The organism is Streptosporangium sp. NPDC000563, assembly GCF_040299985.1.
GTDB lineage: Bacteria > Actinomycetota > Actinomycetes > Streptosporangiales > Streptosporangiaceae > Streptosporangium.
In genome coordinates this window covers 140,899-162,463 of sequence record NZ_JBEPDA010000003.1, presented here as the reverse complement: position 1 = coordinate 162,463, position 21,565 = coordinate 140,899, and the positions used below count along the sequence as shown (strand labels likewise).

Genomic DNA, 21,565 nt, shown 5'->3' with positions numbered 1-21,565 from the left:
AGCAGTGAGGGTTGTCAGAGCGGTGAGAGCGGTGGAAGCCGGCAGAGCGGGAGCACCGACATGGAGACAACGCCGGGTGACGACCGGCTGTGGCCGGGGCGGGTCCAGTTCGCCCTGCTCGCCACCCGGAAGGTCGAGGCCCTCATGAGCGCGCGGACCGCCGAGCCCGCCGCCGCGCCCCCCGACGAGGAACGGCGGGCCTGGGAGCCGCTGCCCCGGCGCTCGGACCGCCCCGGACGGCTGAGAAGACGCCCTCCCGGCTCCGGCGCCTCCATCGGCAAGAACCGCTCCGGAGCGGGAGGTCCGTCTCTCCGGGCCCGCTGGGGCCTGCGGGCGGCCTCCGTGCTCGTCCCGCTCGCCCTCTGGGCGGCCGTCAGCACGGCGGGGCTGGTCGACCCCACCTTCCTGCCCTCCCCGCTGGCCGTCCTGGAGGCGTTCGCGGAGATGCTGGGCAGCGGGCAGCTGCTCGACGACACCCTCGCCAGTCTCGGCAGGGTCGGGACCGGTTTCGGGCTGGCGGTGCTGATCTCGGTGCCGCTGGGCGTCGCGATGGGCACCTCGGCCGTGGCGCTGGCCCTGCTGGAACCGGCCGTCGGCCTGCTCCGATACATGCCGGCCGCCGCGTTCATCCCCCTGCTCATCATCTGGCTCGGCCTCGGCGAACCCTCCAAGATCGCGATTCTCGTGCTGGGCGTGGTGTTCTTCAACACGCTGATGGTCGCCGACGCCGTACGGCGGGTGCCCGGTGAGCTGGGCCAGGCCGCGGCGACCCTCGGTGCCAGGCGCGGCGAGATCCTCAGGAAGGTGACCTGGCCGTACGCGCTCCCGGCGGTCGTGGACGCGGCGCGGATCAACGCCGCCGCCGCGTGGAACTTCGTGGTGGTGGCCGAGCTCATCGCCGCCGAGTCGGGGCTCGGCTACCGGATCGTCCGGGCGCAGCGGTTCCTGCAGACCGACAAGATCTTCGCGGTGCTCGTCGTGATCGGGATCGTCGGCCTGCTGATCGACGTCGCGCTGCGCCTGCTGCGCGATCGTCTCGGGAGGTGGGTGGCGTGAGGCCGGAGTCACGAGTCCTGGGCGACCGCTTCGGGAGGTGGACGGCATGACCCTCGTACTGCGCGGCGTGGCCAAGGACTACGGCGCCACGCGCGTCCTGGACGGCATCGACCTGTCGATGGAGCCGGGCGAGTTCGTGTGCGTGGTCGGGGCGAGCGGCTCTGGCAAGTCGACGCTGCTTTCTCTGATCGCCGGGCTCACCCCGGCGAGCGCGGGATCCGTCTCGCTCGCCGGAGCGCCCGTCACCGGTCCCGGTCCCGAGCGCGGGCTTGTCTTCCAGTCGGGCGCGCTGTTCCCCTTCCTCACCGTCGCGGAGAACGTGGCCTTCGGGTTGCGACTGCTGCCGATCTCCAGGGCGGACCGGGAGCGGCGGGTCCGCTGGTATCTCGGCGAGGTGGGACTGTCGTCCCTGGCGGGCGCGCTGCCCCGGCAGCTGTCCGGCGGGCAGCGCCAGCGGGTGGCGATCGCGAGGGCACTCGCGTGCGAGCCGGCCGTGCTGCTGCTCGACGAGCCGTTCGGGGCGCTGGACGTACAGACCAAGGAGGACATGCAACTCTTCCTGCGCCAGGTGTGGCGCGACACGGGCACGACCGTGCTGATGGTCACCCACGACGTGGAGGAGGCCGTCCTGCTCGCCCAGCGGGTGCTCGTCTTCGCCTGCGGTCCCGGCAGGGTCGCCGCCGAGGTGCCGATCGACCTGCCCGCCTACCGGGCGCTCACCGTCAAGCGCACCTCCTCCTTCCTCGGCCTGCGCGCGACGGTCGAGGATCTGGTCCGCTCGCACATGCTGACGCCGGAGAGGGAGAAGGTGTAGAACGATATTCTGTGACTCTCCGGGCGGGGAGTCCCCGGCGGGCTGTCGAGGGGGATGCGCAATGGTCGATCCGGTGCTGTCGTCGATCGAGCGGGGCGTGCTGACGCTGACCCTCAACCGCCCGGACCGGCTCAACGCCTGGACCGACGAGATGGGCCGCCGCTACTTCGACCAGCTGGCCGAGGCCGAGAAGAACCCCGAGGTCCGGGTGATCGTGGTCACCGGCGCGGGGCGGGGATTCTGCGCCGGTGCGGACTTCCAGACGCTCACCGCCCTCCAGGACGGCTCCTACGCGGGGCAGCCCGACCCGCGTCCCACCACCTTCCCGACCACGATCCGCAAACCGGTGATCGCCGCCGTCAACGGCGCCTGCGCCGGGCTCGGCATGGTCCACGCCCTGCTCTGCGACCTGGTCTTCACGGCCGCCGAGGCGAAGTGGACCACCGCCTTCGCCCGGCGCGGCCTCATCGCCGAGTACGGCATGTCGTGGGTCCTGCCCCGCCTGACCGGTCAGGCGAGGGCGATGGACCTGCTGCTGTCTGGCCGCACCTTCACCGGCGCCGAGGCGTACGAGCTGGGCCTGGCCGGCCGGTCGGTGCCGGGGGAGAGGCTGATGGAGGAGACGCTGGCCTACGCCCGCGAGCTCGCGACGCACAGCTCCCCGGCCTCGATGGCGGTGATCAAGCGTCAGGTCTGGGGTGACTGGCAGCAGAGCCTAGAGGCGTCGGAGTCGGCCGCGAAGCACCTGATGGCCGAGTCCTTCGCCAGGCCGGACTTCGTCGAGGGTGTCGCCAGCTTCGTCGAACGCCGCGCCCCTGACTTCCCGCCCCTGTAGTCCTGCGGCCTCGTAGGCCCGGCCGTCATCATGTCTTCACCCTGAACCAGACCGCGCGCCCCATCTCCTTGTCGTGATCGGACCCCCAGCCATCCGACAGGCCGTCCACCCAGTCCAGGCCCCGCCCGCTGAGACTTTCCGCATCGGTCGGCCGCATCTTCGGCACGTTGACCGCCGAACCCCGGTCGATCACCTCGATGTGGACCGCGCCGTTGCCCAGCCCCACGACGACTATGATCACCCCATCGGGATCGCTGCCCGAGTCGCTGTGCAGGATGCTGTTCGTGACGACCTCGCTGACGAGCAGCGTCACGGTGTCCAGGACATCCCCCCAGACGCGATGAGCGCTCAGCAGGTCCCTCACCCACGCACGAGCCCGCCCCGCCGACTGCCTCTCGCCCGCGAAGTTGCGACTGCCCACGATGCACAGCCCGTCCCAGCGCCGGAACATCGCCTCCACCGCGCTGTAGACGCCCTCCCGGCTCACAGGGCCGCCTTAAGAAGGATGATCTGCGCCGCCTTCTCGTTGAGGACGTCGACCCGCCCGGCCTTGCCGCGACCCCAGCGAAAGACCCAGCCCCTCTCCGTGAGGATGACCACGCGCAGCTCTCGCTTCGCGCCCAGCACGAGCAGGTACGGCTCGATCTGCTGCGGGACCTCCAGCCTTGCCCCCAGGCCCAGGCAGCGGAGATCCCACGCCATGCGGACGAGGTGGATGTACCGCTGCTCCAGGTGATTTCGTGCCGTACTCCGAGCGGTCATAGAGTTACCCATGGATCGTGCACCTCCAGATGTGCGATCAAGACCCGTCAAGCACGTCCACAGCGGCTTGACGGGTCGCTTTTTTGAGCAGGGGAAACTGACGCAGTCACCCCCGCGTTCCGGATGACTCGCTAACCTGATCGTGCCCTCGGCACAACGCGTTGTAAACCGTTCCGGCGGAACTGTTCCGAAACTCGATGTTCCCTGGGAATGTATATCGTCATACATGGAGGCAAGGGTGACGAGCAGGACGAGTCCGACCATTCGCCGTAGACGGCTCGCCGCTGAATTAAGAGAACTACGCCGCAAATCCGGCAAAAGTCGAGACGAAGTCGCCGCGTATGTTGGCGTGGCACCGAGCACCATCACGAAGATCGAAAATGCCTCAGCCGCCGCACGTCCCGCAGACGTGGCGATGATGCTGACTCTTTACGGTGTCGAGGAGCCACGACGCGAGGTACTTATGACGCTGGCCCGTGACGCCCGCCGACGGGGATGGTGGCAGGCATACAGCGGAGCCATCCCCCAGTGGTTCGAGGTCTACGTGGGACTGGAGGAAGAAGCATCCAAGATCTGCACCTGGGAAAATGAGCAGATTGACGGGCTGCTGCAAACCGAGGATTACATGCGGGCGCTCTTCCAAGCCGAACTGATCGTGCCGTCCGACGAGGAGATCGACCGGCGGGTCGCGGTTCGCCTCAAGCGCCAGGAACGACTTTTGGCAAGCGATGCGCCGGAGCTATGGACTGTGATCGGAGAAGGGGCTTTGCGTAGGATGGTGGGAGGAGTTGAGACCATGCGCGAACAACTCGATAGGCTCACCCAGGCATCGCGGCTCAACAACATCACGCTTCAGGTGCTTCCCTTCAGCGCTGGGGCTCATCCAGCCATGCACGGGGCCTATCACCTGCTGGCTTTCGCCGGTGATCCAAGCGTCGTGTACGTTGAGTACCGGCGAGGCTCTCTCTACCTGGAGCAAGCGCCAGACGTTGACACCTACGTCAGTCTTTTCGATCACCTTCGTGCCCGAGCGCTCAGCCCAGATGATTCACGAGCCTTGCTTGCGCGAGTGGTGAACGAAATTTCTTAGCACGAAGTAGGAGGTGCCCCCGAGATGGACCTCTCATCGGCTCGATGGGTGAAATCTTCCGCCAGCGGCGACGGCGGGGCTAGCTGTGTCGAAGTGGCGGTAATCCCAGGTGACACGACCCTGTCCGACCATAAGACGGGCGAGACGGAACTGTTCGTTGTCCGCGACTCCAAAGACCCGCATGGCCCGGTACTTGCCTTTACTCCAGACGAATGGCAAGCGTTTATCATTGGCATGCAGCAAGGTGAGTTCACTCCGAAAAAGCTACGAGGTTAACTGTTTCGGGGCTAGGACAAAAGACGGTGAGTTCAACGATCTGTCCTGACAGTCCACACGGCGGTACCTTGCAAGCGGCTCCAATCTCGATCAAGGCTCTCTCATTCGGGAGGGCCTTTTTCGTTGCCTAGAGACGCTTAATGGCTGAGGTTGCGGGGGGCGGAAGTCCAGGCCGGTCTTGGCGAGGAAGCCTATGACGAGGGCGAGGCGATACTGCATCCGTTTGAGCTGGTTCTTCGCCAGAGTGATCAGCTGATCGACGGTGCGCATGGCGAGGTTGGCCAGGCTCTTCTTCATATGCGCCCACACGCCCTCGACCGGGTTGAGCTCGGGGGCGTAGGCAGGCAGGTAGAACACCGTCAGCCACGGGCGGGCGGTGATCAGGCGTCGCATCTGGGCGGAGGTGTGAGCGTTGAGGTTGTCCCACACCACCACGAGCGGTCCGCCGAGCTGCTGGTGAGCGGCGTCGAACAGGGCGGCGTAGTCGGCCTCGGAGAACCCCCGGCGTTCGCCCTTGCGTCCCCGGTGAGTCCGGAGCCGGTAGACCAGCCGCGGCCGCGCCTTTGGTGAACCGGTCGGCTGCTTGCATCCTCACCTGCTCGCGGCATAATCGCTGCTCGGCGGTCAAGCCACCGCCATCGGGATACCTCATGCACCCCAGGTGGCACCGCGATGACCAGCTGCCAGCCCACGCCGAGGCCAGGCCATATAACCCTCACCATTGAAGGCCTCTAGGCATTCGCGGCTCTCACCGCACTGGCGATGACCGGCTGGCTCGGTGGCTGCAAGAAGGAGTCATCAATGAATGATGGGCCGAACGTCACCGAAGCCCAAGCCACCGCCCGGGTGGAAGATCTCATCCGCGTCATCCTGCTGGGAGTGACCCCGCGACTCCCGGCATGGACCTCGTCCCGACAAACCTCGACAGCGAGACCTGTCTTCCCGACGAAGGAAACATCCCCACAGGAAAGTTCTATATCATTAGGAAGTATTACCTCGCCGGAATTCCCGAGAAGAGCATCGTCGAGGCAGTCCGGCATATTAAAACGGACCGGGAGAAGAGTGGAAACGCAATTACCAGAGAGTATGCCTTCGACATAGGAAAACCTCGACCATCCGGGTGGACCGGCGATGACTTCCGTCTCGCCCTCGACACCGTCGAGCGAGATTCCACCCACAGATCCTGCTCTCGGTGGGCTCTCCGCGCTTCCGCCCCGATGCCCTCTCCCTCTCGTCCTCACTCTGACAGCCCCTCATCTTTCCTCTCAGAGTTCCGCGAAAGGGCGGCGGGGCAACAGGAACAATGGTACGACTTCCATATGACCTCAAGCTATCGCACGAAAGACGGTCACACCGTGGGCCTCGGCAGCACGGTGTGGGCGATAAACGGACAAGGCCCCTTCAAACTCACGAAACCCGATTCCGCCCCGCCCGGGTGGGTCTACATGGTGAGCGCCGACGGCGAGGATATGCGCCTGCACGCCCCAGAGGACGTCGCGATCTACTACAACCGAAACCGGCGGGTAGAAAGCTGAGCGGATTCTCTGCTCCGCAGCGTGTGTGAGCGGTTGATCGAGGACGTGACCGCGGACCACGTCCACCGTGGTGCGGCGACGCACGAGGGCGGAAGCGCGGGATCGGGGCGATGACCGTCGCATAATGGCCGTGATCGGCCTCCTGACATTTCCGTGAGCCCGGTCGTTGGCCTGATCGATGTCATCGTGTAGCACCAAGGCGGCGATGGACGTCATGCCCGGCCGACCGGCTGAAGATGCTCACGGGACGAATGCCTGCGTGGAACGCTGGCATATGGACTGAGTGGACCAGCGATCTGGAAGCCCCGATGCCTGAACCGATCTCCCCACAGGAGCCCGAAACCCCCGTGGACGCTGCCGAGGCACCGTTCGAAGTCGTCCTGACGGTCTCCGAGCCGGCCGATGTCGGTCCGTTGTTCCGCCGTCTCAGTACCATCCCGGATGTGATCGTCACCCGAAGGCGCTCCGGCCCGGATGACGGCAAGCTTGGTGTCACCGAGGTGCTGCAGTTGCTCGTGCCCTCTTCGGCGGTGCTCGCTGTCGCGATCCGGACGCTGCCGGTGTTCATCAGGTCCCGGCGGTCGTCCGTGACTGTGACGGCGACCCGGGGAGACCGGTCCGTGACCGTCACCGGCGAGAACCTCGATGACCCCCAGAAGGTCCTTGAGATCACTGACCGCCTGCTCCGCGATGACTGACCTGGCAGGCCGGGACTACTCTCGGTCGCGTGCGGTCCTCATGGGCACCTGGGACTACACGGACTTCGATCAGGTCCCTGCCGTCGATCAGGTGCCTGCCGTCGAACGCAGCTTCAATCGGATGCGGGACCTGCTCCTGGACCCGGTGTGCGGCCCGTGGCCTGAAGAGTCCGTCGTGCGGTTCGCCAACCGCCCCACGCTCGGCAGGATCCATGTCGAGCTCATCGAGGCGTTCATCGCGGCCACGGATGTCGCGTTCTTCTACTACGTCGGGCACGGCATCTACGATCATCGCGAGCGGCTGTGCCTCACCGTGGGCGACACAAGGGCCGATGCGAACTTCGCGGCCGCCACGGGGCTGCCGTTCGAGGCCGTGCGGGACGCGTTCCGCGCCAGCCGGGCCGCGGTCAAGATCGCAGTGCTCGACTGCTGCCACGCGGGGCTCGCCGCGGAAGAGTACGGCCGCCTCTCCGCCGACCGCCTGCCCCCGGTGGCCGGCGCGTACCTGCTGATGAGCAGCAGCGCGTTCGAGTTCTCCTGGCACGAGAAGGAGGACGTCCCCAACGCGCAGACGTACTTCACCAAGACCCTCGTGGACACCGTGTACGAGGGGATCCGCGGCGGACCGGCCGGTCTCACGTTCGATCACATCTTCGGCGTGGTCGCCGACCGGCTCGTCGGGAATGGCTGCCCCGAGCCACGCCGCCGCATCGAAGATTACGCCGCCAACTGGGTGTTCGCCCGTAACAACACCCCCGAAGCACCGCCCGAACCCGGTGCCGACCCGGACACCGTCTACCGTGAGGCGTACCGCAGGGAGACCAAGGAGGGCGTCGAGCGACTGCCTGTGATCACCGCGATGTATCGCGCCGCGGCCGCGGCCGGACACACCCCCTCGATGAACCGGCTCGGGCAGATCGCCGAGGGCCTGGTCCAGGCGAGGATGCAGGGTATCGAGCCAGGCCCTGTCGACGGTGCGGCGCTTTCGGAAGCGACGCAGTGGTACGCGAAAGCCGCTGAGGCTGGCGACCCGGTCGCCCCGCTTCACCTCGGACAGCTCTACGAAGAGCAGTACAAGGACCGGGACCAGGCGTTGTACTGGTACACCCTCGCCGCGCGCCGGGGCAACGGGGCGGCACAGGAACGGCTGACCGGACTGGAGCAACGCATCCGCCTCGGGATCGACGTGTCCCGAGGGTCCGGGGACGAGAGCGGTGAGGAGCCGGAACCGGCGCGTCCGGCGCCCGCGGCCGACGTCACCATCGCCGGTCTCGCCACCGAGGTACAGCGACAACGATGGCTGGCCGACTGGGACGGTAGGGAGGAACTCGCGTTGGCCCAGTGCCTCGACGTCTTCGTCGACGCCTGCGGCGGGCCGTACGGCGAGTGGGCGGCCCTCGACGACGCGGAACGAGAGCGCGTCTTCACCGGCTTCATCGCGCTGCTGCCACGCAAGGCCGAGCTCGCGAGCGTGGCGCGCCGATACTGCGAGGCCGTCGGTCCGGGGAACCTCCGCCTCCGCGCCGCCAGACTCCATCGCCAGACGAAGTGATCCGAACCGAACCTCGAAGAAAGGGGAGTGCATATGGCGATACCGGAAGTCAGCATGGCACTTCGGCAATCCCTCGAACGCCACCGGTTCTCGCTCCGGCCGCAGCCCGAAGTGCGCCCCGGCGAGGAGACCGTCCACGTCGTCCTCGACAACGGTGGGGGGACGCTCCATGTCGGCCATGTGGACCACCACCTGGGGCTTTGGTGCGCCTTCGCCGTAGTGCGGCCGCACGGGCTCTTCCGTTCCGACGAGGTCGGCCAGCATGAGGCGTTCGAGGACGCCGTGCTTGCCGTCCTCATGAGTTTCACCCACGTCGAATAGGGGGCGCCGGAATGCGGGTAGAACCACGATTTCGCGACCAGATCCGCTGCCTCGTCCTCAAGGACCGTAGGGCGAAGGCACTCGACGAAGCCCTATCACCGAGCGACAGAATCGCCTTCAACGATTTCCTCATCTCGGTGGCCGCGGTGCTCCTCGCGCCGCGACTGGGTGATCGGTGCGAGATCGAGGACCTCGCGGCGTTCAGCGACGCGGTCGCTGCCAGACACCGCGGCGAAGGGCGACCGGTCAACGAGTTCGTCGTGGAGGAGATCCTCCGCCAGATATACGGAGTGCCGCGACTCTTCCAAACGGTCTCCGTACCTCCCGCAGCCGTGTCGTCGGCGGGCGCGGCGATCGTGCGGTACCTGAACAACACGAACCCCGGCATCGCCGCCGACATCGACGGCATCCTCGACACGGCTGTGGACCTCCACCAACGCCGCACCCAGCGTTGATGTAGCACGACCGCTACCCCCGAGCCGCCGCCCTACGGCGACGCCCCCGGTTGAGGTCGAGCAGGACCCCCGCGCACCTGCCGCGCACGCCTCCGCGATCGGCGAGTCGCGGCGCTCCGCTGGCTCGCTCTCCACGGCCCACTCCTTGGCGCGGAGGAGCGCATGGTCATAGGAACCGTGGCCGTCCCAACGCCAGGCGGCACCGCTGGACTAGGTGCGTCCCGACTCCCTCTCCGCCAGGCTGGTGTGACACATAGGGACAAATGGATCTTAAGTGAAAGGAGCAGGGAAAGAGTGGGATCTTCTTCGCCGTGACCTTGAGCATGACCGACCCGACCAAGGGCCGGCTCAAACAGATGCCGTATCGCCCCGCCCTCGCCACAGACTTCCTCGCCAAGGCCGGCCTGACTCCCGACCCCGTAACCTCAGCCATTAAGCGTCTCTAGTGTCTCGCGCGCTACAACTGGAACCGTTCTAGCAGAACAAGTCTGGCTGACCAGTTACTAGGGATTCCCTCCTGTCGGAACCTACGCTCTGGGCGTTGGTTAGGTTTCCGTGCCGGTGTGTCGCGGAAGGGCAGGCATAGAGCTTGCCTTCAACGCTCAAGCAGGAGGCATCTTGACGAGATCAAACCTGCTCCGTTTCGCGTGGTGGGAGGTCACCGGCATGTGTCAGCTTGCCTGTGCTCACTGCTACGCCTCATCGGGAACAGACGGAACCCACGGCACCATGACCCTTGCCGACTGGCGACGTGTCATCACACAGACACGCGAGGCGGGCGCGACAATGGGGCAATTCATCGGCGGTGAGCCGACCTTGTACCCCGGCCTGTCGGACCTCGTTCGTCACGCCCTCAGCACAGGCATGGAGGTGGAGATCTACACCAACCTCGTTCACGTCACTCCCGCCATGTGGGAGACCTTCCAACTGCCTGGCGTTCGACTCGCCACCTCCTACTACTCGGACCAGGCCGAGGAGCACGAGGCGGTCACCAAGCGGCCCACGCTCAAGGTCACAACAAAGAACATCGCCCGCGCACAGGACCTCGGCATCCCGCTTCGCGCGGGAGTGATCGGTATCAACGACGGCCAACGCACACAGCAGGGCATCGCCGTACTGGAACGCCTTGGCGTTTCCGAAATCGGCTACGACGACCTCCGGGAAGTCGGACGCGGTGCCCGGCGAGACGGCCCCAGCGTTGCGCAACTCTGCGGCAACTGCGGAGATCGACAGATCGCGATCTCGCCCACCGGCGAAGTCTGGCCGTGCGTGTTCTCGCGCTGGCTCCCGGCGGGCAACGTTCAAGAGGCGTCTCTCGCGAAGATCCTCACCAGTGAGGCGTTCGCGCAGATCACCGACGAGCTACAGAGGGAATTCGGCCAGCGCAAGCCATGCAACCCCGACCCGTGCAGCCCAGACTGTAGCCCCTCATGTAGACCTCAAAGCAACTGCCGCCCGTCCAGCAACTGCGCGCCGAACTACTCATGCGGGCCATGTGCGCCGAAGGATCGAAACTGTAACCCTGTGATGAGCTGCAACCCCAACAAGTGCCGCCCCACGAAGTAGGGACATGGAGAGGAACCGAACGTGAGCAGCCAACACCGCGCCCCCGGATCCGGCCAGCGCGCGTTCCTGCGCCGCATCCTCGCCGAGGGCGCACAAAGACTCGGTGTCTCTCCGGCCGGGGAAACGGTGTTCGGCTGGCATGACCGCACCATCGGATCGCCTGCCCTCACAGACACGGACACACTCTGGCTGCGCGCGACCGGCGAACATCGCGATTGGGCGCACGGCGAGGCATGGACCGGCAATCAGGACGCCTCAGCGATCACCGACGTCCCCAAACCCGCAGTGATCGCCCGCGTGGACTGGGACGAGCCGCCGGTGTCCATGTACGCCGAACTGCTCACCTACGTACCAGACCCACCATGTTCGGCCACTCCCGAACTCACCGCGCCCCCCATCGTGCCCGCCGCCTGGTGGAGCGATCTTCGCACCGCGATGGAAGCGCTCGCCGTATATCCCACCGACCGAGGGGATCACGACCCGTCCGCGCTACCCCAGCGAGTCGAAGCCTTCTACCGCCGACCGCTCGCCTTACCCTCACCCCCGACCACGCGGACCGAACACACCGATCTGCATTGGGCCAACCTGACATACCCCCGCCTGTGGATACTCGACTGGGAGTATTGGGGCAACGCCCCCGCCGGCTACGGGGCAGCCACGCTCTACCTGCACAGCCTCTTGGTTCCCGACACCGCCGCCCACGTTCACGACCTGTTCGCCGACCTCCTTGACACCCCCACCGGCCGCCTGGCGCAACTGTCGGCCGCCGCCCACATTCTCGACCGCGCCGGCCGAAGCGGCGACTATCCAACCCTCGCCGCCCTCGTGCGCGCCCACGCCGCCCGGCTGATCCAACCCGCAGGAAGGCGGTAGCGCGTGCTACTTACCCGACTGAGCACCCACCACCTTCCTACAGGGTGGACCGCTGCCTTGCCGCCCATCCGCCACCTCTCCGAACACGGCCTGAGTCTCACTGCCCCCGTGACATTCCTGATCGGAGAGAACGGCTCAGGGAAGTCCACCCTCATGGAAGCGATCGCCGACGTCTGCGGCATCAATTCCGCAGGCGGCAAGGCAGGCACCCGATACGCCAGCACAGGACCTCCCACACCCCTCGGGGAAGTCATGGACGCCGAACTCACGACGACCGGCCTCCGTCTTCTACGTGGCCCCCGCACCAAGCGCCGAGCATTCTTCCTCCGTGCCGAAACCCTCTTCAACCTCGGACAGAACGTCTCCGGCCGATACGGGTTCTGGGAGGAAGACCTCACCGAGCAATCCCACGGGGAAGGATTCTTCACCGTCCTGGAACGCATGGTGAGCGGGCCAGGGCTCTACCTCATGGACGAACCCGAAGCGGCCCTCTCGTTTCACTCATGCGTGCGCTTGGTCGGTCTCATGGCTCGCGTCGCAGACGAAGGCGGGCAGATCATCTGCGCTACCCACTCGCCGATTCTCGCCAGCCTTCCAGGCGCGCAGATCATCGAGCTCGGCGACTACGGCACCCGCGCCGCAGAGTGGGAAAAGCTCCAACTGGTCGATCACTGGCGACGCTTCCTCGCCAAACCAGACTTCTATCTGCGGTACGCCTTGGGGACGACCACCGACACTGACTAATGCGAAGGCATGACACGGAAGTAGGAGGGGTCAGCTTCTGTCGGTGTGAGGGGCGCCGGAGATCAGGTGGGCGGTTTTTGGGCGACGAGCACCGTGAGGCCGTCGAGGATGCGTTCCATGCCGAAGGCGAACTCGTCGTCCTCGCCGCCAGGCTTGTCGAAGACCCGGGCTTCGAGAAGCTCGTGGATCTCGGGGAAGCGCTGGGCGTCGGTGAGCCTGGCGAGTGACCTGCCGTAGCCGGACAGCGCCTCCTCGTCGGTGACCTGGGAGGTGCGGTGGGCGTCCTGGAGGTCGGCGAGGAGCGCCACCTCGGTCCTGACGAAGCCGTTGACCAGCAACAGCGCCGCGAGCTTCGTGTCCGCGTCCAGTCCGGTGCCGCGCAGGCAGCGCAGCCCGGCCTCCAGCCAGGCGACGTGGTTGGGCATGATCCCCGGCCCGGTGATGGGGATGCGCAATGACCAGGGGTGCCGCTGCAGGGCGACGCGCATGGCGGCGCCCCATCGGTGGACGCCCTGACGCCAGTCGTCGCCCGGCTCGGGGAGCGGGGGAGGCGGGCCGAGCACCGCGTCCGTGATGAGCATGAGCAGGTCGCCCTTGGACGAGACGTAGCGGTAGAGCGCCATCGTGGAGACGTCGAGCTCGGCGGCGATCTTGCTCATCGAGACCGCGGCGAGCCCTTCCGCGGAGCCCACCCGCAGGGCGGCCTCCACGATGTGCTCCAGGCTCAGGCTGCGTTTGGGGCCCTTGCCGGGCCGCTCGCGCAGGCCCCAGGCGATCTCCACGCTCTCCGGCACTTCCATCGCGCTCCCGGGCTTGACCGTCCTTTTCTGCGAGTGTATACCTTACGCAATATCGTGTATGCCATAAACAGTAGAGCGTACGCCATACACAGGAGGGGTAGTGGAAGCAGCGATAGAGGCGGTCGGCCTCACCAAGTCCTACGGCAGGGTCGCCGTCCTGAAGGGCGTCGACCTGCGCGTCGCCAGGGGGAGCGTGTACGCCCTGCTCGGTTCCAACGGGGCGGGCAAGACGACGACCGTACGCACCCTGGCGACGCTGGTCGGGCCGGACGGGGGACGGGCCACGGTCGCCGGGTTCGACGTCGTCCGCGACCGCCGCCGGGTGCGCCGCGCCATCAGCCTGACCGGCCAGCACGCGGCGGTCGACGAACTGCTGACCGGCGAGGAGAATCTCCGGATGATGGGCCGCCTGTCCGGCCTGTCACGCGCGGGGGCCCGCCGCAGGGCGGCCGAGCTCCTGGAGCGGTTCGACCTGGTCGAGGCGGGAAAGCGGCGGGTCGGTACGTACTCGGGTGGTATGTGGCGGCGCCTGGACCTGGCCGCCGGGCTCGTCGGCGCACCATCGGTGATCTTTCTCGACGAGCCGACGACCGGGCTCGACGTGCGGAGCAGGCAGGCGATGTGGGAGGTGATCACCCGCCTCGCCGACTCGGGGACGACGGTCTTCCTCACCACCCAGTACCTGGAGGAGGCCGACAGCCTCGCCGGCAGGATCGCGCTGCTCGACGGCGGACGGGTGGTGGCGGAGGGCACCGCCGACGAGCTCAAGGCGAGGGTCGCCGCCTGGCGGCTGAACCTCGTCCTGGCCGACGCCGGCTCGTTCGCCGAGGTGACGCGCCTGCTCGGGGCGCGGGCCGTGCACGCCGATCCCGCCAGGCTCACCGTCGAGGCGGCCACCGACGGGAGCGCCGCGCAGATCCGCGCCCTGCTGGACGAGGTGGATCCCGGGCGTTCCGCGGTCGAGAGGTTCACCGTGCGAGGCGCCACGCTCGACGACGCGTTCCTCGCCCTGACGGACAACCTGACGGACAATCCGACGGACAGGGAGCGGGCCGGTGTCTGACCTCACGGCGACGGACGTCTCGACAAGCGAGGAGCGGCGAGTGTCCTGCCCCGTCGTCGGGTGCGAGGGGAGGAGGGCCGGTGTCTGAGCTCGTCGCCTGGCCGGTCATGACCGGCCGCGCCGTCCGCCTGTCGCTGCGCAACCTCGACGCGCTGATCACCTCGTTCCTGTTGCCCGTCATGATCATGCTGATGTTCGTCTACCTGTTCGGCGGCGCGATCCAGACCGGCACCGACTACGTCACCTACGCCGTCCCCGGCGTCCTCGTCATGTGCGCCTCCTACGGCGCCTCCCTGACCGCGGTCGCCGTCAGCCAGGACATGAGCCGGGGGATCGTCGACAGGTTCAGGTCGATGGACGTCGGCGGAGGGGCGTTCCTGGGCGGGCACGTGGCCGCCAGTACCGTGCGCAACCTCACCTCGCTCGTCATCGTGTTCGTCGTCGCCTTCCTGCTCGGCTTCCGGGCGGACGCGGACCTGGCGGGCTGGGCCGCGGCGGCGGGCATCCTGGTGGTGTTCGTCCTGGCCGTCTCCGCGGTCTCCGCCGTGGTCGGCCTGCTGGCCAGGACGCCGGAGGCCGCGGGCGGCTTCACCTTCGCGGTGATGTTCCTGCCCTACCCGAGCAGCGCCTTCGTCCCGGTCCACACCATGCCCACGTGGCTGCACGGGTTCGCGGAGAACCAGCCGGCCACGCCGATCATCGAGTCCGTGCGCGGCCTGCTGCTCGACAGGCCCGTGGGGAGCGACCCGTGGAAGGCGCTGGCCTGGTGCGGCGGTTTCCTGCTGGTCTCGGCGCTGCTGTCCGGCAGGTTGTTCCGCGACCGCGCCCGCTGAGGTGGCCGGAGGGGACGCGCTCAGCTGACCAGGGTGAGCCAGTGTGGCGCGTCCCCGAAGGGGGCGGTGCGGGTGGTGACCGCCTCCATCAGCCAGGCGGCCGAGGCGCGGGCGCTCTCGACCACGTCGGGCGGGTAGGCGTACCTGATCCGGTGCTCCTCGAACTCGTCCTCGTCGTCCAGGAAGACCCGGCTCCGGCGGCCCTTCAGCAGGTTCCCGCGGACCCTGATCACGTCGAGGTCGAGGTCGATCATGGTGACCTGACCGTCGCTCCACCGCGGCACCGTGGAGATGTCGCAGTAGATCTCGTGCTTGTGCGGTGCCGTGTTGAACGCGGCCGTCCACCAGGCGTCGCGGGGGAAGAGCATCACGAACGGATGCGGCCAGGCGACCGCGGGGCCGTCGCCCTTGTGGCCGCTGGAGTCGGCCACGCAGCCCGTCCACACCCCGTGCTCGTCCTCGCCGAGCAGCAGGCCGCGGTGGTGCCAGTGCAGTGACCCGTCGTACTTGCGGTAGACCACGTTCACGCTCTCATAGGACATTCCCCGACATTAAGGCTTGACAGAGATCTATGTATTTCCTACCTTCTAAATAGGTTAAGAGTGTCAGTGCGAAGCCCCGGCTGACTGACCGGCAACCCTCGCACCGCGGCGGGGTGCCCCCGGGGGAGACCAGGCGGCACGGTGGGCGTGCCGCAAGCGCGGACCCCTTCACCGGGGTCACCACGACATGTCCGGGAGCGCCAGATGCCGAAGAGCAGCACACTGAACCACGCGAGCCCCGTCGACCTCGACACCCACGGCCACTACCGGCCGGGTGGCAGGTCCGGCCTGCGCTACCCCTTCCAGGGGCGGATCGGCACAACCGCCTTCCCCGCCGAGCCGGGGCGCTACCACCTCTACGTCGCGGCCGTCTGTCCGTACGCTCAGCGCGCCGCCATCGTGCGCTCCCTCAGGGGACTCCAGGACGTGGTCTCGCTCTCCTACGTCGACGACGAGCGCGACGGGCGCGGGTGGGCCTTCCGCGAGCGGCGCGGGGCCGACCCGGTCAACGGCTTCACCACCCTGCGGCAGGCGTACGAGGCGACCGAGCCCGGCTTCGACGGGCACGTCTCCGTACCGGTCCTGTGGGACAGGACGAGCGGCCGCATCGTCAGCAACAACTTCCCCGACATCACGATCGACCTCGCCACCCGGTTCGGCGGCGACCCAGAGGCCGACCTCTACCCCGAGGAGCTCAGGCCGGAGATCGACGAGCTCAACACGAGGATCTACGAGATCGTCAACACGGCGGCGGGCCGCGTGGCGTCGGCCACCACCGAGACCGCGTACACCGAGGCGCGCGCAGAGGTGATCGCCTTCCTGGACGATCTGGACGACCGGCTGGCCGACCGCAGGTACCTGTTCGGCTCGGGGATCACCGAGGCGGACGTACGGCTCTGGCCGACCCTGCTCCGCTTCGACCTGAGCGACAACCCGGCGGCCAGGATCAGCGAGCGCCCGCTGACCGCCTTCACCAACCTGTGGGCCTACGCCAGGGACCTGTACGCCCACCCCGCCTTCCGCGAGAACACCGACTTCACCGTCATCTCCCCCTTCCGCGGCGAGACCGACACCTGGCGTGTCCCGGTCGAGCCGCTGTACGCCGACTGGGACGAGCCGCACCGCAGAGCCGCCGTATGAGCGCCTCGATCGCGGTCGTCGGCGCGGGACCGACGGGCACCTGCCTTGTGGAGCGGATCTGCGCCAACGCCGCCGACCTGCTCGGCTGGCCGTCGCTGGACGTCCACGTGATCGACCCCCACCCGCCGGGCGGCGGGCGCGTCTGGCGGCGCGACCAGCCGGACCTGCTCTGGATGAACTCCACCGCGGCCGACGTGACCCTCTTCACCGACGAGTCGGTGCGGTGCGAGGGACCGATCCGCCCGGGACCCACGCTGGCCGAATGGCTCGGCGGAGACCCCGGCAGGTTCGCCACCCGCCCCGCGCAGAGCGGCTACCTCTCCCACGTCTTCCGCCACGCGGTGGCGACCGCGCCGCGGGGCGTCCGGGTGCACGTGCACGCCACCCGCGCCGTCGACCTCGCCGACGTCCCCGGCGGCCAGGCGGTGAGGCTGGAGAACGGCGGGACGATCGAGGTCGACGCGGTGATCCTCGCCCAGGGACACGGCGACGTGACCCCGACGAGCGAGGAGGGCACGCTGGCCCGCCTCGCCACACGTACGGGGCTGCGCTACCTGCCCACCGGCTACGCGGCGGACCTCGACCTGGACGGCGTCCCCGCGAGGGAGCCGGTGATCGTACGGGGGATGGGGCTCGCCTTCGTCGACCTGATGGTGCTGCTCACCTCGGGCCGGGGCGGCCGGTTCGTCCGCGAGTACGACGGGGAGCTCGTCTACCTGCCCAGCGGGCGGGAGCCCCTCCTGCACGTGGGTTCGCGGCGCGGGGTGCCGTACCACTCCAAGACCGGTTACCCCTTCAAGGGCGCCCGCCCGCCGGTGCCGCGCTTCCTCACCCGCGAGGCGCTGGGCGAGGGGCCGTGGGACTTCCGCAGGGACGTGTGGCCGCTCGTCGCCAAGGAGCTGGCCTTCGCGTACTACCACGAGCTCATCACCGCCCACCCCAAGCGGGTCAAGCTGGGCTGGGAGGAGTTCGAGGAGGGCTTCGCGGCCGAGGAGTGGCGCAGCCTCGGGATGCGCAAGCTGATCCGCCAGGCCGTGCCCCGGCACCCGGACCGGCTCGACTTCGACCGGCTCGACCGGCCGCTGGACGGCATCCGGTTCGGCGACCACGCGGGCCTGCAGAAGTGGATGCACGGCTATCTCGCCGTCGACCTGGAACGGCGCTCCGACCCCGCGCACAGCGCCGACCACGCCATGATCCTCGGACTGCTCTCCGTCTACGGTGTCCTCGCCGAGCTGGGCATCTCCGACCCGTGGTTCGGCGGCTTCTTCAGCTACGTCGCGAGCGGTCCGCCGGGATCCCGGCTGGAGGAGATGCGCGCCCTCGCCAGGGCCGGGGTGGTCACCTTCCTCGGCGCGAACCTCAAGGTCGACCACCATGAAGGACGCTGGCGGGCACAGAGCCCCACCGTGCCCGGTGGCGTCGCGGCCGGCACACTCGTCGAGGCCCGGCTGCCCGCGCCCAGCGTGAGTCGGGCCGTCGACCCGCTCATCGGCGCGCTCCGCGACCGGGGCGAGCTCGACGAGGAGTCGGGCCTGGTGAACGTGCGGACCGCGGACCGCCGCCTGCTCGACAGGTCAGGCAGCCCGCACCCCCGCAGGTTCGCCCTCGGCCCCTGGGTCGTGGGCGGCAGGGCCACCGCCGGCTTCGCCAGGCCCCGCCTCAACGCCCCGCTCTTCCGCCACGCCGACGCCCTCGCCCGGATCGTGCTCTCCGAGGCCGCCGGAACCCAGATCAGACGGCACGTCGCGTGAACCGCCCCGATCGCCATACCCGGCGTGTCGTCGAGCCGGCCGGACGCGCCGTACCGAACAACGCCGCACAACACGCCGTACAGAACAACGCCGTACAGAACGCCGTGCGGAAGCACGTCGCAGAGAAGCACGCCATACAGAAGCACGCCATACAGAAGCACGTCGTACAGAAGCGCAAGGAGAAGAACGTGAAGTTGCGATGGGGCGCCCTGACGCTCGCCGGAGTGCTGGCGCTCGCGGCGTGCGGAGCCGAGAGCGGGGCCCCGAGCGCGAAGGCCGGTGCGGACGGCGGTGGCGGCAGTGGCGACGGCGGGTCGCTCGTGTGGGCGGTGGAGACACAGCCGATCACCTTCAACCCGCACCAGTGGGGCCAGAACAAGGCCCGCCTCCTGGTCCACAACCAGTTCGACGCACTGATCGCCCGGGGCGTGAACGGTGAGTTCCTGCCCTGGCTGGCCACGTCCTGGAAGGTGTCGGAGGACGGCCTGACCTACACCTTCGAACTCCGCGACGACGTCACCTTCCACGACGGCGAGAAGTTCGACGCCGCCTCGGTGAAGGCGAACCTCGACCAGCTCGTCGCACCCGGCTACAACGCCGCGCTCAGCGCCATCCAACTGCGCAACTTCGAGAAGGCCGAGGCGACCGCGCCGTACACCCTGAAGGTCACGCTCAAGGCCCCCGACGGACTGTTCCTCGACTTCCTCTCCTCCCCGTACGCGGGCCAGGTCTCCCCGAAGTCGCTGAAGAACGCGAAGGACCTCAAGGCGGGCGGCGTCGACGTGGTCGGCACCGGGCCGTTCATCCTCGACCGGTTCACCCCCGGCCAGGAGGTCCACTACAAGCGCAACCCCGACTACAAATGGCCGCCCACCGGCGCCGCCCACCAGGGACCGGCGCACCTGGCCGAGATCACCTACCGCTTCCTGTCCGAGGCGGCGGTACGGGTCGGCGCGCTCACCTCCGGGCAGGTGCAGGTGATCGAGGGCGTGCCCGCCACCGAGATCGGCCTCATCAAGAGCGACCCCGAGCTGAAACTGGAGACCAGCCTCAACTCGGGAAGCGCGTTCTCCTACTACTTCAACGTCTCCCGTCCCCCGTTCGACGACAAGCGGGTCCGCGAGGCCTTCCGCGACGCCGTCGACGTGGACGCGGTGCTCAACTCCGTCTACCAGGGCACCGCCAAGCGGGCCTGGAGCGTCATCGGCCAGGGCAGCCCGCAGTTCTACGACCCCTCCCTGGAGAAGACCTTCGGCAACAACCCCGAACGGGCCAACCGGCTGCTCGACGAGGCGGGCTGGAAGGAACGCGACGCCGAGGGCTTCCGGGTCAAGGACGGCAAGCGACTCACCGTGCGCACCGTCAACGCCGCGCCGTTCGTCCGCGACCGCCGCGACGTCCTCGCCCAGGCCGTCCAGGCGGCCGTCAAGCAGAGCGCCGGGATCGACTTCCAGGTCAAGATCGTCGATCAGGGCACCGCGCAGAAGGCCGTCGAGGACAACGAGTACGAGATCTTCGAGAACTCGCGCGGCGACACCGACGCCGGGGCGGCGCTCAACCTGATCCTGGCGAAGGACGCCGCGATCAACCGCACGAAGTTCGGGAGCGCCGAACTGGACGAGCTGCTCGCCGACGCGTCGGCCGCCTCCGACGTCGCCAAGCGCAAGGAGCTCTACGCGAAGGTGCAGAAGACCGTGATCACCGACGAGGCGCTTCTGCTCCCGCTCTACGTTCCCGCCGACCAGGTCGCCTACAGCGCCTCGGTCACCGGGATCACCTTCGAGCCGGTCTCCGGCACCCCCAACAGTGCTTACGACATCCGGATAGGGACGTGAGCACCCTTTCACTCACCCGGCGGCGGGGGCTGGCCGCCGCCGGGTGGCTCGGCCCGGCGGGCCGGCGGCTCGGAGCGGGCGTCGCCGTGCTCTGGGCCGCCGCCACCGCGGCCTACCTCGCCCTGCTGCTCGCCCCCGGCGACACGATCGACGTGCTCATCGGCGACGGCATCGACACCCCCGAGCGGCGGGCGGAGATCATCGCCGAGTGGGGGCTGGACCGCTCCCCGCTCCAGCAGTACGGCGACTATCTGCTCCGCCTGCTCCAGGGAGACCTGGGCCGCTCCTACATCCTGCAGCGCGGCGTCGGCGACATCCTCGCCTCCCAGATCGGGCCGACGATCCGGCTCGCGCTCACCGCAGCCCTCCTCGGGGTCGTCCTCGCCCTGCTGCTCGCCCTGACCACCGCGGGCCGCAGCCCCTGGCTCGGCGGCCTGGTCGGACTGTCGGAGCTGGTCACCGTCTCGGTCCCGCCGTTCCTCATCGGCATCCTGCTGCTCGCCGTCTTCTCCTTCACCCTCGGCTGGTTCCCCGTCTCCGGGGACAGGGGACTCGCCTCCCTGGTACTGCCAGGACTCGCGCTCGGGCTGCCGATCGCGGGGGTGCTCGGCCAGGTGCTCCGCGAAGGGCTGGAACGGGCACTTGAGGAGCCGTTCGCGGTGACCGCCCGCTCGCGCGGCATCACCGAGTGGCGGCTCGTCGCCCGGCACGCCCTGCGTCACGCGCTGCTCCCCGCCGTCACCCTCACCGGCTGGTTCGTCGGCTTCCTGCTCGGCGGAGCGATCATCGTGGAGGCCGTGTTCGGCCGACCCGGGCTCGGCCAGGTCACCGTCGGCGCGGTGAACAGCAAGGACATGCCGCTGGTGATGGCGGTCGTGCTGATATCCGCCCTCGCCTACGTGACGGTCAGCACGATCGTCGACCTCGCCTACCTCGCGATCGACCCCCGCCTGAGGAGGAGCCGATGACGACCCCGTCGCGCGAAGAGCCGGTGACGGTTCCACCGCCGATTCCACCGACG

The 21,565-nt window shown here is 68.2% G+C and carries 24 protein-coding genes and 1 riboswitch; of the genes, 19 read left to right on the top strand and 5 right to left on the bottom strand.

Annotated elements, in window-relative coordinates; all coding sequences use genetic code 11:
• The first annotated feature begins 60 nt into the window (after positions 1 to 60).
• The 3 genes from ABT352_RS11480 to ABT352_RS11470 all read left to right on the top strand — a co-directional run bounded on the left by ABT352_RS11480 (position 61) and on the right by ABT352_RS11470 (position 2,705).
• Complete coding sequence (locus ABT352_RS11480) at positions 61 to 1,056, top strand: ABC transporter permease (protein ID WP_350944466.1); 996 nt, start codon at positions 61 to 63, stop codon at positions 1,054 to 1,056.
• 46 nt (positions 1,057 to 1,102) lie between these two features.
• Positions 1,103 to 1,870: an ABC transporter ATP-binding protein gene (locus ABT352_RS11475; RefSeq protein ID WP_350944465.1), complete on the top strand. Its 768-nt coding sequence runs from the start codon at positions 1,103 to 1,105 to the stop codon at positions 1,868 to 1,870.
• A gap of 61 nt (positions 1,871 to 1,931) precedes the next feature.
• A complete protein-coding gene (locus tag ABT352_RS11470) occupies positions 1,932 to 2,705 on the top strand; it encodes an enoyl-CoA hydratase-related protein (RefSeq protein WP_350944463.1) in 774 nt (257 codons plus the stop codon).
• 28 nt (positions 2,706 to 2,733) lie between these two features.
• Here the strand turns inward: ABT352_RS11470 and ABT352_RS11465 are convergent, their stop codons facing one another.
• The gene (locus tag ABT352_RS11465; RefSeq protein ID WP_350944462.1) at positions 2,734 to 3,192 is read right to left on the bottom strand and encodes an ATP-binding protein; all 459 of its coding nucleotides are present in this window, start codon (positions 3,190 to 3,192) and stop codon (positions 2,734 to 2,736) included.
• Complete coding sequence (locus tag ABT352_RS11460) at positions 3,189 to 3,479, bottom strand: hypothetical protein (protein WP_350944461.1); 291 nt, start codon at positions 3,477 to 3,479, stop codon at positions 3,189 to 3,191. The genes ABT352_RS11465 and ABT352_RS11460 overlap by 4 nt, the downstream gene beginning before the upstream one ends.
• Before the next feature lie 226 nt (positions 3,480 to 3,705).
• Here ABT352_RS11460 and ABT352_RS11455 point away from each other — a divergent pair, with 226 nt between their 5' ends.
• Together ABT352_RS11455 and ABT352_RS11450 are read left to right on the top strand one after the other, a co-directional pair.
• Positions 3,706 to 4,557 (top strand): Scr1 family TA system antitoxin-like transcriptional regulator, encoded by an 852-nt coding sequence (locus tag ABT352_RS11455; protein WP_350944460.1) that lies wholly within the window; start codon positions 3,706 to 3,708, stop codon positions 4,555 to 4,557.
• 24 nt (positions 4,558 to 4,581) lie between these two features.
• Complete coding sequence (locus ABT352_RS11450) at positions 4,582 to 4,833, top strand: DUF397 domain-containing protein (protein WP_350944458.1); 252 nt, start codon at positions 4,582 to 4,584, stop codon at positions 4,831 to 4,833.
• A gap of 90 nt (positions 4,834 to 4,923) precedes the next feature.
• On the opposite strand, the gene ABT352_RS11445 is transcribed toward ABT352_RS11450, so the two are convergent.
• Complete coding sequence (locus ABT352_RS11445; RefSeq protein WP_350944833.1) at positions 4,924 to 5,382, bottom strand: transposase; 459 nt, start codon at positions 5,380 to 5,382, stop codon at positions 4,924 to 4,926.
• 350 nt (positions 5,383 to 5,732) lie between these two features.
• Here ABT352_RS11445 and ABT352_RS11440 point away from each other — a divergent pair, with 350 nt between their 5' ends.
• From ABT352_RS11440 to ABT352_RS11405, 8 genes are all read left to right on the top strand, one after another.
• On the top strand, positions 5,733 to 6,368 hold the full coding sequence (locus tag ABT352_RS11440) for a hypothetical protein (RefSeq protein WP_350944456.1): 636 nt from the start codon (positions 5,733 to 5,735) through the stop codon (positions 6,366 to 6,368).
• A gap of 251 nt (positions 6,369 to 6,619) precedes the next feature.
• Positions 6,620 to 7,066, top strand: coding sequence for an effector-associated constant component EACC1 (locus ABT352_RS11435; protein ID WP_350944454.1), 447 nt, complete (start codon positions 6,620 to 6,622; stop codon positions 7,064 to 7,066).
• Complete coding sequence (locus ABT352_RS11430) at positions 7,014 to 8,618, top strand: caspase, EACC1-associated type (protein ID WP_502992856.1); 1,605 nt, start codon at positions 7,014 to 7,016, stop codon at positions 8,616 to 8,618. The genes ABT352_RS11435 and ABT352_RS11430 overlap by 53 nt, the downstream gene beginning before the upstream one ends.
• A 33-nt stretch (positions 8,619 to 8,651) precedes the next feature.
• Positions 8,652 to 8,939, top strand: coding sequence for a hypothetical protein (locus tag ABT352_RS11425; protein WP_350944451.1), 288 nt, complete (start codon positions 8,652 to 8,654; stop codon positions 8,937 to 8,939).
• A gap of 137 nt (positions 8,940 to 9,076) precedes the next feature.
• Positions 9,077 to 9,394: a hypothetical protein gene (locus tag ABT352_RS11420; RefSeq protein WP_350944450.1), complete on the top strand. Its 318-nt coding sequence runs from the start codon at positions 9,077 to 9,079 to the stop codon at positions 9,392 to 9,394.
• Positions 9,395 to 10,060: 666 nt separating this feature from the next.
• Positions 10,061 to 10,960: a radical SAM/SPASM domain-containing protein gene (locus ABT352_RS11415; RefSeq protein WP_350944831.1), complete on the top strand. Its 900-nt coding sequence runs from the start codon at positions 10,061 to 10,063 to the stop codon at positions 10,958 to 10,960.
• Positions 10,961 to 10,981: 21 nt separating this feature from the next.
• On the top strand, positions 10,982 to 11,833 hold the full coding sequence (locus ABT352_RS11410; protein ID WP_350944449.1) for an aminoglycoside phosphotransferase: 852 nt from the start codon (positions 10,982 to 10,984) through the stop codon (positions 11,831 to 11,833).
• Positions 11,834 to 11,836: 3 nt separating this feature from the next.
• The gene (locus ABT352_RS11405; protein WP_350944447.1) at positions 11,837 to 12,577 is read left to right on the top strand and encodes an AAA family ATPase; all 741 of its coding nucleotides are present in this window, start codon (positions 11,837 to 11,839) and stop codon (positions 12,575 to 12,577) included.
• A gap of 62 nt (positions 12,578 to 12,639) precedes the next feature.
• On the opposite strand, the gene ABT352_RS11400 is transcribed toward ABT352_RS11405, so the two are convergent.
• Positions 12,640 to 13,377: a TetR/AcrR family transcriptional regulator gene (locus tag ABT352_RS11400; RefSeq protein WP_350944446.1), complete on the bottom strand. Its 738-nt coding sequence runs from the start codon at positions 13,375 to 13,377 to the stop codon at positions 12,640 to 12,642.
• 100 nt (positions 13,378 to 13,477) lie between these two features.
• On the opposite strand from ABT352_RS11400, the gene ABT352_RS11395 reads away from it, so the two are divergent.
• Together ABT352_RS11395 and ABT352_RS11390 are read left to right on the top strand one after the other, a co-directional pair.
• A complete protein-coding gene (locus ABT352_RS11395; protein WP_350944444.1) occupies positions 13,478 to 14,440 on the top strand; it encodes an ATP-binding cassette domain-containing protein in 963 nt (320 codons plus the stop codon).
• An 80-nt stretch (positions 14,441 to 14,520) separates the two neighbouring features.
• Positions 14,521 to 15,273 carry an ABC transporter permease gene (locus ABT352_RS11390; protein WP_350944442.1) on the top strand — a complete coding sequence of 251 codons (753 nt, stop codon included), beginning with the start codon at positions 14,521 to 14,523 and terminating at the stop codon, positions 15,271 to 15,273.
• Positions 15,274 to 15,293: 20 nt separating this feature from the next.
• Here ABT352_RS11390 and ABT352_RS11385 read toward each other — a convergent pair whose 3' ends face one another.
• A complete protein-coding gene (locus ABT352_RS11385) occupies positions 15,294 to 15,815 on the bottom strand; it encodes a DUF402 domain-containing protein (RefSeq protein WP_350944440.1) in 522 nt (173 codons plus the stop codon).
• Positions 15,816 to 15,867: 52 nt separating this feature from the next.
• Positions 15,868 to 15,980: riboswitch (SAM riboswitch) on the top strand.
• A 39-nt stretch (positions 15,981 to 16,019) separates the two neighbouring features.
• On the opposite strand from ABT352_RS11385, the gene ABT352_RS11380 reads away from it, so the two are divergent.
• From ABT352_RS11380 to ABT352_RS11365, 4 genes are read left to right on the top strand one after another with little or no spacing between them, the layout of a single operon-like run.
• On the top strand, positions 16,020 to 16,955 hold the full coding sequence (locus ABT352_RS11380; protein WP_350944439.1) for a glutathione S-transferase C-terminal domain-containing protein: 936 nt from the start codon (positions 16,020 to 16,022) through the stop codon (positions 16,953 to 16,955).
• Positions 16,952 to 18,709, top strand: coding sequence for an FAD/NAD(P)-binding protein (locus ABT352_RS11375; protein WP_350944438.1), 1,758 nt, complete (start codon positions 16,952 to 16,954; stop codon positions 18,707 to 18,709). Before ABT352_RS11380 ends, ABT352_RS11375 begins: the two co-directional genes overlap by 4 nt.
• Positions 18,706 to 20,544 (top strand): ABC transporter substrate-binding protein, encoded by a 1,839-nt coding sequence (locus tag ABT352_RS11370; protein WP_350944436.1) that lies wholly within the window; start codon positions 18,706 to 18,708, stop codon positions 20,542 to 20,544. Before ABT352_RS11375 ends, ABT352_RS11370 begins: the two co-directional genes overlap by 4 nt.
• Entirely contained in the window at positions 20,541 to 21,512 is a 972-nt protein-coding gene (locus ABT352_RS11365) for an ABC transporter permease (protein ID WP_350944435.1), read from the top strand. The genes ABT352_RS11370 and ABT352_RS11365 overlap by 4 nt, the downstream gene beginning before the upstream one ends.
• Positions 21,513 to 21,565: the final 53 nt, after the last annotated feature.